This is a genomic window from Huintestinicola sp. (genome assembly GCF_050874005.1).
In the GTDB taxonomy this organism is placed as follows: domain Bacteria; phylum Bacillota; class Clostridia; order Oscillospirales; family Ruminococcaceae; genus Huintestinicola.
This window is the reverse complement of sequence record NZ_JBNMJV010000002.1, coordinates 16,192-29,104: the sequence shown is the minus strand read 5'-3', so window position 1 is coordinate 29,104 and position 12,913 is coordinate 16,192. Positions and strand designations below refer to the sequence as shown.

Sequence of the window (12,913 nt, the reverse complement as noted above, 5' to 3'; positions counted from 1 at the left end):
TATATGAAATACACCCAGGGGCTTTACCCCATTATCAGCAAAAAGTCAATTGCGGCTGAGATATATGATATGACTATCCGCTGTCCCCATATTGCGGGGGCGGCGGTATGCGGTCAGTTTGTAAATATCAAGGCTGACGGATTTATGCTCCGCAGACCTATTTCCATATGCGGTATCGACAAGGAAAAGGGCACTCTCAGAATAGTTTTTGAGGTAAGAGGAAAAGGCACAAAGGCGCTTTCTCAGCTTTCCGAAGGTCAGCTCATTGATATTGTTGCTCCTCTCGGCGGCAGGGGATTTACCCTGCTTGAAAAGGACAAAAAGGCTGTTATCATCGGCGGGGGAATAGGCAATCCTCCTATGCTCCCAATTGCCGAGCATTACGGCAAAAATGCTGTTGTAATAAGCGGTTTCAGAAACGCTTCTGCGGTTATTTTACAGAAAGATTTTGCCGCTTCGGGAGCCGAGGTCATTCTCTGCACCGACGACGGCTCGGCGGGAAGAAAGGGCTTTGTTACCGATGCGCTTGCAGAGGTTTTACAGAGAGAAAAGCCCGATATCATTTATGCCTGCGGTCCTTCGGTAATGCTTAAAAGAATAATTTTGCAGGCAAAGGAAGCGGGCGTAAAGTGTGAGGTCTCCCTTGAGGAGAGAATGGGCTGCGGCGTGGGCGGCTGTCTTGTATGCGCCTGCCGCACCATAAGAGACGGTGAGGAATATTACGCTCACGTATGCAAGGACGGACCTGTTTTTGATGCAGAGGAGGTGCTTTTCGATGACTGATATGTCAAGGCTTGGAATTGATTTTGCAGGCGTTCATTTTAAAAATCCCATTATCCCTGCTTCGGGAACCTTCGGCTATGGAAAGGAATTTGAGGAGTTTTATCCTCTTTCCGAGCTTGGCGGTATATCCGTAAAGGGTACAACGGGAGCAAGGCGAAACGGCAATCTTCCCCCGAGAATTGCGGAAACTCCCTCAGGTATGCTCAACAGCGTGGGACTTCAGAACCCGGGTATCGACCATTTCATTGCCGAGGAACTGCCTTATCTTAAAACAAAGGACACCGTTATTATCGCAAATATAGCAGGCAGTACGGCTGACGAGTACCGTGAGATAGCCGAAAAGCTTGACAGCACCGATGTGGATATGATTGAGGTGAACATTTCCTGCCCCAATGTCAAGGCAGGAGGAGCAGCCTTCGGAGTATCCTGCGAGGGTGCGGCTCAGATAACAAAGATTGTGCGTAATGCCACCAAAAAGCCTGTAATGATGAAACTTTCCCCAAATGTGACCAGCATTGCGGACATTGCAAAGGCGTGCGAGGCTGAGGGCGCCGATGCGGTTTCTCTTATAAACACGCTCCTCGGAATGAGGATAGATATCCGTACAGGCAGACCCATTCTTCACAACAATGTGGGCGGTCTGTCGGGTCCTGCGGTTTTCCCTGTGGCGGTGAGAATGGTATGGCAGGTTGCAAATGCTGTTAATATCCCCGTATGCGGAATGGGCGGCGTTTCAAGCTGGGAGGACGCTGTGGAAATAATGATGGCGGGAGCTTCCCTTGTTCAGGTGGGTGCGGCTATCTTTAACGACCCTATGACCCCCGTTAAGATAACAGAGGGACTTTCCGCTTACTGCAAGGAGAAGGATATTATGCTTAGTGACATTATCGGAGCTGTTAAGCCTTGGTAAGGATATATCTTGTACGTCACGCCGAGGCTGAGGGGAATGTGAGGGAGTTCTTTCAGGGTCGTATCAACACAGATGTGAGCGAAAAGGGACAGTTGCAGCTTGAAAGGCTTGCGGAAAGGTTTAAGAATATCCCCATTGAAGCCTTGTACTCAAGCCCACTTAAAAGGGCGATGTCCACCGCAGAAGCCGTTAACAGATATCACAGTCTGCCAATAATCACAGATGATATGCTTATGGAGATAAACGGCGGAGACTGGGAGGGCGTGAAGTGGGCTGAGCTTCCCGAAAAATTTCCCGGGGAATACCGTATGTGGAAAGAGGAGATAAATCATTTTGCCGCTCCGGGCGGCGAGTCCACCAAACAGGTATATGACCGTATGAAAGCAGCAATGAGACGTATCGCTTCGGAAAATAATGGCAGGACTATCGCTGTAGTTTCTCACGGAATGGCTATAAAGGCATACCTTAACTGTGCCGAGGGCAGGGAGTGGGAAAACTATGCAGACCCCGGCTGGGCTGACAATACGGCGGTGTCGCTCATTGAGTATGATGATAATCTCATACCGAAAATTATTTTCAAAAATGACGGTTCTCACCTTGGGGAAGGACTGTCCACCTTAGCGGTATCAAAATGGTGCAGCGATGAACTGGAGGAAGCGAAATGAGAATAATGAGCGTAGATTTCGGTGACAGCCGAACGGGTATTGCCGTTTGCGACAAAAGCGAATTTCTTGCTTCACCGCTGACGGTCATATTTGAGAAAAACTTTGACCGCTGCCTTGAAAAGACCGCAGAGCTTGCAAAAAAGGAGCAAGCGGAGCTTCTGGTGGTTGGCTATCCAAAGAATATGAACAACACCGTAGGGGAGAGGGCGGAAAAATGCGCTCTCTTCGGTGAAAAGCTTGAGGAGCTGACAGGGATAAAGGTGGTTATGTGGGACGAGCGCTGCACCACAGTATCGGCTCACAACTATCTGAACGAAGTAAACGTCAGAGGAAAAAAGCGTAAAAACGTAGTTGACGCAGTTGCCGCCGTTATTATCCTTGAAAGCTATATGGGCTACAGAAAGAACAGCGGTTCACAATCATAAAATTTCATAAATGTCAAGACGGCAATTTATACAAAATTGCCGTCGCTTTTTGTAAATCGGCGCTGTTGACAAGATGTCTCAAATACTATATACTATAATTTAGTGTGTGTATATTACTATATATTGTGTTTTAATATTCAGAAAGACGGTTTTAAAATGATAACTCATATCGTAAAAAGAGACGGACGAAAAGATACATTTAATATCGAAAAGATCGCCAAGGCTATATACAAGGCTGCCGAGGCTGTGGGAGGCACCGACTACAACGCTTCAATGGAGCTTGCGGTCAAGGTATGCGACCTGTGTGAAAAGCAGTACGGCAGCAGCAGTACTCCTACCGTTGAGCAGATACAGGATCTGGTGGAAAAGGTGCTTGTGGAGGAGGGGCACGCAAAGACTGCAAAGGCGTATATCCTCTACCGCTCCGACCGCACCCGTTCACGTGAGATGAACACAAAACTGATGAAGATTTACGAAAATCTTACCTTCAAGGCGGCAAGAGACAGCGATATAAAGCGTGAGAACGCCAATATAAACGGCGATACGGCAATGGGTACGATGTACAAATACGGCTCGGAGGGCGCAAAGCAGTTCTACAGTATGTACGTTATCGACCCTGCTATTGCAAAGGCGCACGAGGAGGGGGATATCCATATCCACGATATGGATTATTATACTCTTACAGCCACCTGCTGTCAGATAGACCTTATCAAGCTTTTCAAAAACGGATTTTCATCGGGTCAGGGACATCTGAGAGAGCCGAATGATATCCTGTCTTATTCAGCGCTTGCCTGCATTGCAATTGAGTCCGACCAGAACGATATGCACGGCGGACAGAGCATTCCGAATTTCGATTATGCAATGGCTCAGGGCGTGGCAAAAACCTACAGAAAAAAATATTATGAGAATGAGGCTCGCTGTCTGGAGCTTCTCTGCGGCTGTGAAAATGCCGAGAAGACGGCTGAAAGGATAGCAGGGGAGATATTTTCCGATGAGAATATTTACCCCGTTATGGATAATAATAACGGCTATAAAGAGGCAGAGCTTTCAAAGCTTCTTGAGATGACAGACAGGGAAACTGCGGAGCGGATACAGTCCTACTGCTGTACCGAAGCCTTAAAGGAGACGGACAGGGAAACTTATCGTGCAATGGAATCATTTATCCATAATCTGAACGCTATGAACAGCCGTGCGGGTGCACAGGTTCCATTTTCTTCCATAAATTACGGAACTGACACCACTACAGAAGGCAGAATGGTCATAAAAAATATCCTTCTTGCCAATGAAGCGGGCATCGGAGACGGTGAAACGCCCATCTTTCCCATTCACATTTTCAAGATAAAAGAGGGGATAAATTACAACCCCGAGGATAAAAATTACGACCTTTTCAAGCTTGCCTGCAAAGTGTCCGCAAAGAGACTTTTCCCCAATTTTTCCTTTATCGATGCGCCCTTCAATCTGCAGTATTACAAGCCCGGGGACTACAATACCGAGATTGCCACAATGGGCTGCCGCACGAGAGTTATCGGCAACCATTACGACCCCGAGCGTGAGATAGTTACGGGCAGAGGAAATCTTAGCTTTACCTCAGTAAATCTCCCGAGACTTGCAATCAAAGCCAACGGAAATGTGGGCGCCTTTTTCGACAGCCTTGAGGAAATAATGGATATGGTATGCGAGCAGCTTATGCACAGATACCGTATACAGGCGCAGAAAAAAGTGCGGAATTTCCCCTTCCTTATGGGACAGGGCGTGTGGATAGATTCCGAGAAGCTTAGTCCCGATGATACGGTGGGCGAGGTGTTAAAGCACGGCACATTGTCAATGGGATTTATCGGCCTTGCGGAATGTCTCAAGGCGCTTATAGGAAAGCATCACGGCGAGTCCGAAGAAGCACGTGCGCTGGGACTTGAGATAGTTACCCGAATGAGAAAGCGTATGGACGAGGAATCTATTCGCACGGGAATGAATTTCTCACTTCTTGCCACTCCTGCCGAGGGACTGTCGGGCAGATTTGTGCGTATGGACAGAAAAAAATTCGGCAGCATCGAGGGAGTTACGGATAAGGAGTATTATACCAATTCTTTCCATATCCCAGTTTACTACAAGCTCAGCGCATTTGAAAAGATAAGGATAGAAGCGCCCTATCACGAGCTTACGAACGGGGGACATATAAGCTATGTGGAGCTTGACGGCGACCCGATGAACAATCTGGAGGCATTTGAAAAGATAGTCCGCTGTATGAAAGAAGCGGGTATCGGCTACGGCTCCATAAACCACCCCGTTGACAGAGATCCCGTATGCGGATATACGGGCATTATAGGCGATGTCTGTCCCAAATGCGGCAGGCGTGAGGAAGAGCACGGCTATGTTCACGAAAGGATAAAGAGAATTGCAAACTGATACGGAAAATAATGTCAGACTGCGTATTGCGGGGATAACAGACGACTCTATCGTCGACGGTCCCGGAATAAGGCTTACCGTTTTTGTTCAGGGCTGTCCCCATAACTGTGAGGGCTGTCAGAACCCTCAGACTCACGATTTTTCTGGGGGGACTGAAATTACTCTCGGGGAGATAATGGACAGGATAAATGCAAATCCTCTTCTTGACGGGGTCACATTCAGCGGGGGAGAGCCTTTCTGTCAGGCGGAGGCTCTTTCCAAACTCGGGAGAATGATACGCAAAAAGGGGCTTAATATAATTACCTACAGCGGATATACCTATGAATATCTGAAAGAAAACTCCGACAGCCAAAACTCTTTCGGAGAGCTTCTTGATGTGTGTGACTATCTTGTGGACGGTCCTTTTATTTTAGCTGAAAGAGATCTGACACTCAAATTTCGTGGCAGCAGAAATCAGAGGATAATTGACATAAAAAAATCTGCAAAGTTCGGCAGGGCTGTAACGGCTGAAATTTAAAATATAAGAAACGAGGGACGGTATGAACAGGAAGGCTTTATTTTTTACGGCTGCTCTTGCTGTGCTGTCCTTTTGCGCCTGCGGAGGAGAGGACGACGGTGCGGACGGGGAGTTTTATGCCGTAATTTCGGATAATCCGCAAAATCTCGACCCTCAGATGGCGGTAGACAAGCAGTCGATGTTCGTTATCAGGAACACCTATGCCCTGCTTATGGATACGGACGGAGACGGACGGCTCATAAACGGTGCGGCAAAAAGCTACAGCGTTTCGGAGGACGGTCTCATATATACATTTGAGCTGAGAGAGGGGCTTTGCTGGTTCGGAATGAACGGCACGGACGGAGTGCCCTTGACAGCTTACGATTACGAATACGCTTTCAGAAGAATATTTGACGCCGGTACTCATTCGCCCTATGCAGAGCTTTTCTCCTGCATAAAAAACAGCAAGGCGGTTTACGGCGGCGCTAAAGATAAGTCGGAGCTTGGTGTGCGTGCAGAGGACGAGCATACTCTTGTGATAGAGCTTGAGTATCCCGACTGCGATTTCCTAAAGCTTATGTCGCACACCGCCGCCGCACCCTGCAATGAGGAGATTTTCCTGTCCACAAGGGGAAGATACGGCTTGTCTGCGGCAGATACCTATTCCTGCGGCGCATTTTACATCAGCGACTGGAACTATGACCCCTACTGGACGGACAATCACATTACCCTTGAAAGGATAAACTGCAATTCTTCCGATGGGTATCGGACATATCCGCAGCTGGTGAATATCATCATTACAGACGAGAGAGCAAGTGCGGAAAAATCCAAAAATTTCGAGACGGACGCTTATGCTGCTCGGACAATCCTTGAGTATGATAAAAATACTGCAAGGGATCATTACATCAAGGAATACGTCTGCGGTACCGCCTGCCTTTTTCTAAATTCGGATATTGAGCCGTTTAATGATGTTGAAGTGAGAAAGGCGTTTTTCTCGGCTGTGGATAAATCGGAAATGGCGGCGGAACTGAGCGATGATTCCGTTTTGGCTTGGGATATCGTTCCCGAGGCGATAACCGTTTCAAATAAGAGCTTCAGGGAGCTGTTCCCTCAGTCGGAAAGGGGGATAAAGGGTTCGGCAGCGGTATGGAAGAAAATGGTTTCCGAGCATCCCGAAACGGATTTCAACAGCAGTATCCTGCTGGCTTCGGACGCTCTTAAATCTCAATCCATACCCTATTCGGTGGTTTCAGACCTTGAGGAAAAACTTGAGCTTTACTGTTCTCCGGTTTTTATGAATGAGAAAGATTTCCGGAAAGCGCTGCAGTCGGGGGAGGAGACCTTTTATATTGATACGATCACCGGAGACATAAACCTTGCCGAGAATTTTCTTGAGAGCGTTTATGAAGCCTGCGGATTTGAGGATAAGGAGCTTGAAGATGATATTGTCCGTATGCAGCGGTGTTCAGACCTTAACGAAAAAAAGGATATCATAAAAAATGCCGAGGACCGCATTATTGATAATGCATATGCCCTGCCCCTTGCCTATGAAAAAAAGTATTTGCTGTGCCTGACCGAGTCCCGTGATATTTACTTTGACCCATACACCGAGACTATGTTTTTTAAATATGCCAAGAAATAGCAGATGTTAACAAAATGTAAAATTATGCTTTGCGCTTGACAACAGTAAAAAATAGGTGTATAATAATTAAGTAATGCGGATATGGCGGAATCGGCAGACGCGCTAGATTCAGGTTCTAGTGGTAGCAATACCGTGTGTGTTCAAGTCACATTATCCGCACCAAGGCTTAACGAAGCCATTTAAAGCCCCTTGCAGATTTGCTCTGTAAGGGGCATTTTTTCGTGTACTTTTTTTCGTGTCCTAGTGTTTTTCTCGGTCAGAAAACGGAGAATTTATTTGCTGTTATCCTTCGGCTCGTCAATATACCGTTCAACTCTTAGCCGAAGCTTGTACTTGTCTCTGAGCATTGCGATCTTTTTCATCATTTCCGATTTGTGATGAATGTCAATGGCAGCCTGATCTTTCCAGCGGTCTATAAGAAGCACCGTTTCGGGGTCGCTCATAGGGAAAAAATACTCATATTTTTCGTTGCCCTCTTCGGCTCTGACAGCATCGGCAATGCCGCTCGATTCCATTTCCTCCGCAAATTTACGGGCGTTTCCGCCTGTGCCTGTGTAGTAAAGATTTACGGTTATGCTCATTGAAAAAACTCCTTTAATTTTTTATTCTTCTTTTCCCGATATATACCCCAAGAAAATATCCTCCCGCAAATCCGATAAGTTCAAACAGGGCAAATGGAAAATACGCTGTCCCGAATGTTCCGATAAGGTAAACCATACCGAGAATAACTGCTGCAAGCATTACGGGAAGCCATATGTCACGCTTCTTCAAAATTGCGGCGGAAAATGCTGAGGATAAAAATGTTGTGACGGGAACGGCAAACAGGCTCAGGATAAACGCCTCAATGCCGTTGTCCGAGCAAACGCTTATTAGCAGGACTGCACCTGCGGACAGGGCAATGCTCCCGAAGGCAAGCAGAAGCTGTTTTGTGATATTTTTTATTACGGCTTTATTCATAATGTCTCCTTTACGTGTCAGGGTGGAGGACGTACATTGCGTACTCTTTTTCGACCTCTATAATGTTTTCAAAATTTTTTTCGAGGACGGGCAGGGGACGGGGACAGTAATTCAGAAGCTGCAAAGCATCGTTTACCTGCTCTGCATTTTTTGACGTTACCGCAAATTCTTCAAGGAGAGTAAAGACCTCGTCTTTATGGGGAATGTCCTGCTTGTAATAGGGGTCAAGAAAATAATCAAGGCAGAACAAAAGACTGTCGGTCTCCGCAGAGTCCGAGCCGAAAAGCACCCTGCGGATTTCACAAATACCGCTTTTCACAATGTCCTTATGCTTTTTTGAATATGTGACTGTCTTAGCATTCTGAGCTGTCATACCGCTCACCTTCCTTTTCATCATCATAACATATACTGACGGTCAAGTCAACAGATACCCGAAAAAAGTCTCTCCCGAAAAACGGAAAGAGACTTTCATCAATAAGTATCACATCATAATATAAATAAGCGCCGCAAGTATCACCCAGTCTGCGCCGCTTCTTGCGAGTATCACAATAAGTGCGATAAGAATGAGCTTTTCATTGTCGAGACCGTTTATGCCGAGAAATGAAAGGGGATCGCTCCTTGACGGCTTGCTTTCATCGGGCAGAGTGTCGGGTGACTTCTGAGCGGTGCTTGTATTCTGAGATGTGTTCTGCATCGGGGCATTGGGGTGATATTCTCTGCCAACTGACGGCTGAGGACGGGGCGGAGCCATTCCCATTGCATTATACCGCATATTTCCCGAGGGCGGACGCTGCTGCGTTTGCTGTCCCGGACGCTGAAGCAGTCCGCTGTTTCGGGGAGCATACCCGTAGGGAATATTTTCAGCCAATTTGTCCACACCCTTTCCGATAAAATTTACAGAAGCTTATCCAGATTTCCCAGCATACCGCTTTTTTTCAGCTCGGAAAAAACGGCGTACATTTTCAGAAGCTTCACCGCCTTGTCTGCCTTTGCCTGCCGCTCCGAGCTGAGATAGGGCTTCAGGGCAAGTATAAGCGCACGGTTTTTGTCATCGCTTCCTGCCGCCGATACCGCACCCATCAGACCCATAAGCATTGCAGGGTCAAATCCACCCGAGCTGTCCTCGGAGGATTTCTGAGCAGGCGGCTCTGTTTCCGTGCCGCCTTCCGTCTCGCTATTCAGCAGATCGGCAAGCTCCTTTATCTGCTGAAGGCTTTCGGGATCGCCGAGAACGGAGTTAAGCATTTCGTTCATATTGTCCATAATCGGCACCTCCCCAAAAAGCGTATTATCTGCCGCCCGTCAGCTTTTTGTAAAGAGCCTGAGCCTGAGGCGCACTCATCATCTTCTCAAGGAGCTGTGGATTTGACAGCACCTGATTGAATTTCCGAGCCTCCTCTGGCTTCATATTCTTCATTGCATTGTCGAATTTGCCTTGCATAAGCTCCTGTCTCAGCTTTTCGGGAGGAATGCCCAGCTTGCCGCTTACGGTTTTAAGCAGAGCGTCCACGTTCTGAGGGTTAGTTCCTTTGATATCCATAAGTTATCCTGCCTTTCAAAAATTGTTGTTCAGAATGTTTCCGAATTTTCTTTATATATTTATGTTATGATAAAGAAAAACAGAACGACCGCCTGATATCATAATATGCGTAAGGAGAATAAATGTGAGAATTGTTGCAATGTCCGACTCCCACGGAGACAGCTATGCTCTGGAGAGAATTTTTGAAAAGACGGCAGATACGGGAAATATTTTCGTTCACTTAGGAGACGGTGAACGGGAGCTTGATATGATGAGACTTAAATATCCTAATCTTGACATAAGACACGTTGCAGGCAACTGCGATTACATGTCGATGTCTCCGAATATTGAAATAATCTCAGCGGGAGATGTGAAGATACTCTGCACTCACGGTCATCTTTACGGCGTGAAATACGGGACTGAAATGCTCCGCTCTCTTGCAAGGGACAACGGCTGCAAAGCAGTTCTTTTCGGGCATACCCATTGCCGCTATGAGAGCCTTGAGGACGGGATATATATGCTCAATCCCGGAAGCTGCTCCTGCCCGAGAGATTATGAGGACCCCTCATTCGGGTGGATAGATATTACTCCTGCGGGGATAATTACAAATATTGCCAATGTGTGAGAACAAAATATTTTTTACGAGCATCTGAAAATACAAAAAATGCGCCCAATATGGAGCGCATTTTTTAACAGAACATAAATTGCTGATATATCCCACAGCAGGGGAGAGTAGAAATATTACGATATAAGCCCGAACAGCACGCCGTCAAGCTCATTGTACTCCTCTTCTGTCAGTTCAAAGGTGTAAAAGCTGCCGCCGTAGGCAAAGCAGATGTATCTGCTGCCCATATAAATACGCATGGCATTTCCCTGTTTGTCAGCGTAGTCGATAATGTAGCGGCTGTCCGAGGGGGCTTCTTCTGCAAGAGAGCCTTCTCCCTCCTCGGCATATGCGGAAAGCTCCTTGTTGAGGTTCAATAGCTTTGTAACGCTTCTGACCTCCTTGGATTCGTATGTCACAACTGTTCCGTCCTCTGAATTTATGTCCTCAAATGTGGGAGTTATCACCGCCGTGGAGTTTTGTGCAGGAAATTCGGAAACTGCTTCTTTGGGAGAAAATGACGCTGCTCTGGATCTATCTGCGGCAGATGTGATGTCTGTCGGAGCTTCCTCAACAATTTCCTCATCGTTTTCGCTGTCAGCTTCCTCTTCCGCCTCGGCTTCTTCAGAAAAAGGCTCAAGTATCAGTACAGTTTCCAGCGGCAGCTTGTTTTCGTTTTCACCGTTGTCATATGCGTAGGGGGCAATTCCTGCACCTTCTACGGGTGCGGCTTCCACAGGTGCTTCGGGAGCAGCTCCCACGGGCACTTCTTCGATCATTTCGTCAACATCTTCTGCGGCAGGTCCTTCGCCAGGAGCAGATGTGGTTTCAGCCGAAATTGCTGCCGCTTGAGTTTTTGTATCTGCTTTTGTTTCTGTCACGGCGGAGATCTCGGTAACCGCTTCTGTCTCGTTTACGCTTTGAGAAGCGGTCTGCGATATTGTTTCGGGAGCCGTTGTTTCCGCATATTCGGATATTGCTGCTCCTTCTGTTGTAAGCACATCTTCGGAAAAGCTTTCATCTGCAGTTATCTCGGCTTCGATAATGTCCGTAGCTTCGGTAACGATACCGTCTGTCGCAATGACCGATGGGTCTGAGTCCTTGTCAAAAACGCCTGCATTGTTCAGCGCAACGCCTACCGTAAGGCAGGCTGCCGCCGCCGCTGCGGTGGATATCACCTTGATAAGCTTTATCCTGCGTGATGTCTTTATCTCATTTCCCGAAACGCTGATGTGCTCTGCCAAAGGCAGGTTTTCCTCGGCTGTTTCGGGAATAAGCTTTTCGCTGTCACGAAGCTCTGTCATAAGTCTTGCTGTCCGTTCCTTGAAATCGGGAGATATTTCCTGATATTCAAGGGCATTTTTGTATTTATCCGAAAAATCGGGCATCAGAAATCATCTCCCAGTTTTTTCTTTAAAAGCGCCCGTCCCCTGGCAAGCCTTGTGCCTGCGGCGGCGGTGCTGATCCCATTTGCGGCGGCTATTTCTGCGATACTGAGTCCCGTGTAGTAATACATATGGATGACCGTTCTGTATTTTTCAGGAAGCTCCATAACAGCGTCAAATACAGCCCTGGAGGTATCGTCAAGACCGCTGTCCTCCTGCCCGAGAGCAGGGGACGACAAATTATCATCTATTGAGCTTGTTTTGCTTACCCAGCCCGATTTAAGGTGATTTTTGCACTTGTTGACCGCAGTTTTAATAAGCCACGCTTTTTCGTGATTTTCATCGGTAAAAACGGGCTTTCGCTTGATTATCTCGCAGAAGGTCTCCTGCGCTATATCCTCTGCGTCGTGCATATTACGGACGTAGGAGAAGCATAGTCTAATTATCGGCTCCGAGTAGGCGTCAAGCACATATCTGATGTATCCGTCGTCAAAGGTACCTTTTGAGCCGGAATACATATCGTAGGTTCCCCCTGTCTTTAAAGCGCTTCTGATATATAAACAATCATAAAGCACAATTTTTTTCAAAAAACATTATAAAATGCTGCACAAACTTATAATGCTATATTTGTTGATATTGCCTATATAAAAATTCTCCCCATCAGGGACAGGGAGAACTATGAATCATAAGTATTATTTTGCTGCGGAATTTTTATCATCGTTCAGAAGATCCTGAAAGGTGCAGGAGGCAAGCTTTTTGTTGACCATTTCGCTTATCTCGTTAAACACATTCTGATAGCAGCAGCAGCCCTTTGCGCCTCTTGTGCATACAAAATCCTCTTCGTGGCATCGGTTGAGGTAATAATCACCCTCCACCGACTCGATAACGCTAAGCATCGTTATCTCCGAGGGAGCCTTTGCCAGCTCATAGCCGCCCTGCATACCCTTATAGGACCTTACCAGACCTGCGGACACGAGCTTTCGCAGAATTTTAAGTGAAAAGCGCAGACTGACGCCTGTGCGTTCTGATATATTTTTTGCGTCGATACGCTTGTTTTCGGCGGCAAGACAGCCGATTATCCTGACAGCGTAATCCGATTCGAGAGTCAGACACATCTGATTTTA

At 47.0% G+C, this 12,913-nt stretch carries 17 protein-coding genes and 1 tRNA gene; 9 read left to right on the top strand and 9 right to left on the bottom strand.

The features are described 5' to 3' along the window. Positions 1–3: 3 nt before the first annotated feature. The 8 genes from ACR0QN_RS01130 (at position 4) to ACR0QN_RS01095 (ending at position 7,486) form a co-directional block, all read left to right on the top strand. Entirely contained in the window at positions 4–783 is a 780-nt protein-coding gene (locus ACR0QN_RS01130) for a dihydroorotate dehydrogenase electron transfer subunit (protein WP_432649345.1), read from the top strand. Position 784: 1 nt separating this feature from the next. Continuing rightward, the gene (locus ACR0QN_RS01125) at positions 785–1,693 is read left to right on the top strand and encodes a dihydroorotate dehydrogenase (RefSeq protein ID WP_432649460.1); all 909 of its coding nucleotides are present in this window, start codon (positions 785–787) and stop codon (positions 1,691–1,693) included. Then, entirely contained in the window at positions 1,687–2,358 is a 672-nt protein-coding gene (locus ACR0QN_RS01120) for a histidine phosphatase family protein (protein WP_432649344.1), read from the top strand. The genes ACR0QN_RS01125 and ACR0QN_RS01120 overlap by 7 nt, the downstream gene beginning before the upstream one ends. Then, complete coding sequence (ruvX, locus tag ACR0QN_RS01115; RefSeq protein WP_432649343.1) at positions 2,355–2,783, top strand: Holliday junction resolvase RuvX; 429 nt, start codon at positions 2,355–2,357, stop codon at positions 2,781–2,783. Before ACR0QN_RS01120 ends, ruvX begins: the two co-directional genes overlap by 4 nt. Before the next feature lie 156 nt (positions 2,784–2,939). After that, complete coding sequence (locus ACR0QN_RS01110; protein ID WP_432649342.1) at positions 2,940–5,186, top strand: anaerobic ribonucleoside triphosphate reductase; 2,247 nt, start codon at positions 2,940–2,942, stop codon at positions 5,184–5,186. Continuing rightward, positions 5,176–5,703, top strand: a complete 528-nt coding sequence (gene nrdG / locus ACR0QN_RS01105; protein WP_432649341.1) for an anaerobic ribonucleoside-triphosphate reductase activating protein — start codon at positions 5,176–5,178, stop codon at positions 5,701–5,703. The genes ACR0QN_RS01110 and nrdG overlap by 11 nt, the downstream gene beginning before the upstream one ends. A 22-nt stretch (positions 5,704–5,725) precedes the next feature. After that, the gene (locus ACR0QN_RS01100) at positions 5,726–7,324 is read left to right on the top strand and encodes an ABC transporter substrate-binding protein (RefSeq protein ID WP_432649340.1); all 1,599 of its coding nucleotides are present in this window, start codon (positions 5,726–5,728) and stop codon (positions 7,322–7,324) included. A gap of 75 nt (positions 7,325–7,399) precedes the next feature. Beyond that, positions 7,400–7,486 (top strand) — tRNA-Leu (locus ACR0QN_RS01095). 110 nt (positions 7,487–7,596) lie between these two features. On the opposite strand, the gene ACR0QN_RS01090 is transcribed toward ACR0QN_RS01095, so the two are convergent. From ACR0QN_RS01090 to ACR0QN_RS01065, 6 genes are all read right to left on the bottom strand, one after another. Continuing rightward, complete coding sequence (locus ACR0QN_RS01090; RefSeq protein WP_432649339.1) at positions 7,597–7,905, bottom strand: antibiotic biosynthesis monooxygenase family protein; 309 nt, start codon at positions 7,903–7,905, stop codon at positions 7,597–7,599. Positions 7,906–7,918: 13 nt separating this feature from the next. Continuing rightward, positions 7,919–8,281, bottom strand: coding sequence for a hypothetical protein (locus ACR0QN_RS01085; protein WP_432649338.1), 363 nt, complete (start codon positions 8,279–8,281; stop codon positions 7,919–7,921). Positions 8,282–8,291: 10 nt separating this feature from the next. Then, on the bottom strand, positions 8,292–8,654 hold the full coding sequence (locus ACR0QN_RS01080; protein ID WP_432649337.1) for a hypothetical protein: 363 nt from the start codon (positions 8,652–8,654) through the stop codon (positions 8,292–8,294). Positions 8,655–8,762: 108 nt separating this feature from the next. Continuing rightward, entirely contained in the window at positions 8,763–9,149 is a 387-nt protein-coding gene (locus ACR0QN_RS01075) for a hypothetical protein (RefSeq protein WP_432649336.1), read from the bottom strand. 26 nt (positions 9,150–9,175) lie between these two features. Continuing rightward, on the bottom strand, positions 9,176–9,544 hold the full coding sequence (locus ACR0QN_RS01070) for a hypothetical protein (protein WP_432649335.1): 369 nt from the start codon (positions 9,542–9,544) through the stop codon (positions 9,176–9,178). A 25-nt stretch (positions 9,545–9,569) separates the two neighbouring features. Next, on the bottom strand, positions 9,570–9,821 hold the full coding sequence (locus ACR0QN_RS01065) for a hypothetical protein (RefSeq protein WP_432649334.1): 252 nt from the start codon (positions 9,819–9,821) through the stop codon (positions 9,570–9,572). A gap of 124 nt (positions 9,822–9,945) precedes the next feature. Between ACR0QN_RS01065 and ACR0QN_RS01060 the strand changes: the two genes are divergently transcribed. Further along, on the top strand, positions 9,946–10,425 hold the full coding sequence (locus tag ACR0QN_RS01060) for a YfcE family phosphodiesterase (protein WP_432649333.1): 480 nt from the start codon (positions 9,946–9,948) through the stop codon (positions 10,423–10,425). 116 nt (positions 10,426–10,541) lie between these two features. On the opposite strand, the gene ACR0QN_RS01055 is transcribed toward ACR0QN_RS01060, so the two are convergent. From ACR0QN_RS01055 to ACR0QN_RS01045, 3 genes are all read right to left on the bottom strand, one after another. Next, positions 10,542–11,792 carry a hypothetical protein gene (locus ACR0QN_RS01055; protein WP_432649332.1) on the bottom strand — a complete coding sequence of 417 codons (1,251 nt, stop codon included), beginning with the start codon at positions 11,790–11,792 and terminating at the stop codon, positions 10,542–10,544. Beyond that, on the bottom strand, positions 11,792–12,307 hold the full coding sequence (locus ACR0QN_RS01050) for an RNA polymerase sigma factor (RefSeq protein ID WP_432649331.1): 516 nt from the start codon (positions 12,305–12,307) through the stop codon (positions 11,792–11,794). The genes ACR0QN_RS01055 and ACR0QN_RS01050 overlap by 1 nt, the downstream gene beginning before the upstream one ends. 174 nt (positions 12,308–12,481) lie before the next feature. Next, positions 12,482–12,904, bottom strand: coding sequence for an RrF2 family transcriptional regulator (locus tag ACR0QN_RS01045; RefSeq protein ID WP_432649330.1), 423 nt, complete (start codon positions 12,902–12,904; stop codon positions 12,482–12,484). Between the last annotated feature and the right edge of the window lie 9 nt (positions 12,905–12,913).

What these genes read in the sequence shown, in the direction of transcription:
- ACR0QN_RS01130 (WP_432649345.1), top strand. Translation starts at nt 4, where the DNA reads ATGAAATACACCCAGGGGCTTTACCCCATTATCAGCAAAAAGTCAATT.
- ACR0QN_RS01125 (WP_432649460.1), top strand. Translation starts at nt 785, where the DNA reads ATGTCAAGGCTTGGAATTGATTTTGCAGGCGTTCATTTTAAAAATCCC.
- ruvX (WP_432649343.1), top strand. Translation starts at nt 2,355, where the DNA reads ATGAGAATAATGAGCGTAGATTTCGGTGACAGCCGAACGGGTATTGCC.
- ACR0QN_RS01110 (WP_432649342.1), top strand. Translation starts at nt 2,940, where the DNA reads ATGATAACTCATATCGTAAAAAGAGACGGACGAAAAGATACATTTAAT.
- ACR0QN_RS01100 (WP_432649340.1), top strand. Translation starts at nt 5,726, where the DNA reads ATGAACAGGAAGGCTTTATTTTTTACGGCTGCTCTTGCTGTGCTGTCC.
- ACR0QN_RS01090 (WP_432649339.1), bottom strand. Translation starts at nt 7,905, where the DNA reads ATGAGCATAACCGTAAATCTTTACTACACAGGCACAGGCGGAAACGCC.
- ACR0QN_RS01085 (WP_432649338.1), bottom strand. Translation starts at nt 8,281, where the DNA reads ATGAATAAAGCCGTAATAAAAAATATCACAAAACAGCTTCTGCTTGCC.
- ACR0QN_RS01080 (WP_432649337.1), bottom strand. Translation starts at nt 8,654, where the DNA reads ATGACAGCTCAGAATGCTAAGACAGTCACATATTCAAAAAAGCATAAG.
- ACR0QN_RS01070 (WP_432649335.1), bottom strand. Translation starts at nt 9,544, where the DNA reads ATGGACAATATGAACGAAATGCTTAACTCCGTTCTCGGCGATCCCGAA.
- ACR0QN_RS01065 (WP_432649334.1), bottom strand. Translation starts at nt 9,821, where the DNA reads ATGGATATCAAAGGAACTAACCCTCAGAACGTGGACGCTCTGCTTAAA.
- ACR0QN_RS01055 (WP_432649332.1), bottom strand. Translation starts at nt 11,792, where the DNA reads ATGCCCGATTTTTCGGATAAATACAAAAATGCCCTTGAATATCAGGAA.
- ACR0QN_RS01050 (WP_432649331.1), bottom strand. Translation starts at nt 12,307, where the DNA reads ATGTATTCCGGCTCAAAAGGTACCTTTGACGACGGATACATCAGATAT.
- ACR0QN_RS01045 (WP_432649330.1), bottom strand. Translation starts at nt 12,904, where the DNA reads ATGTGTCTGACTCTCGAATCGGATTACGCTGTCAGGATAATCGGCTGT.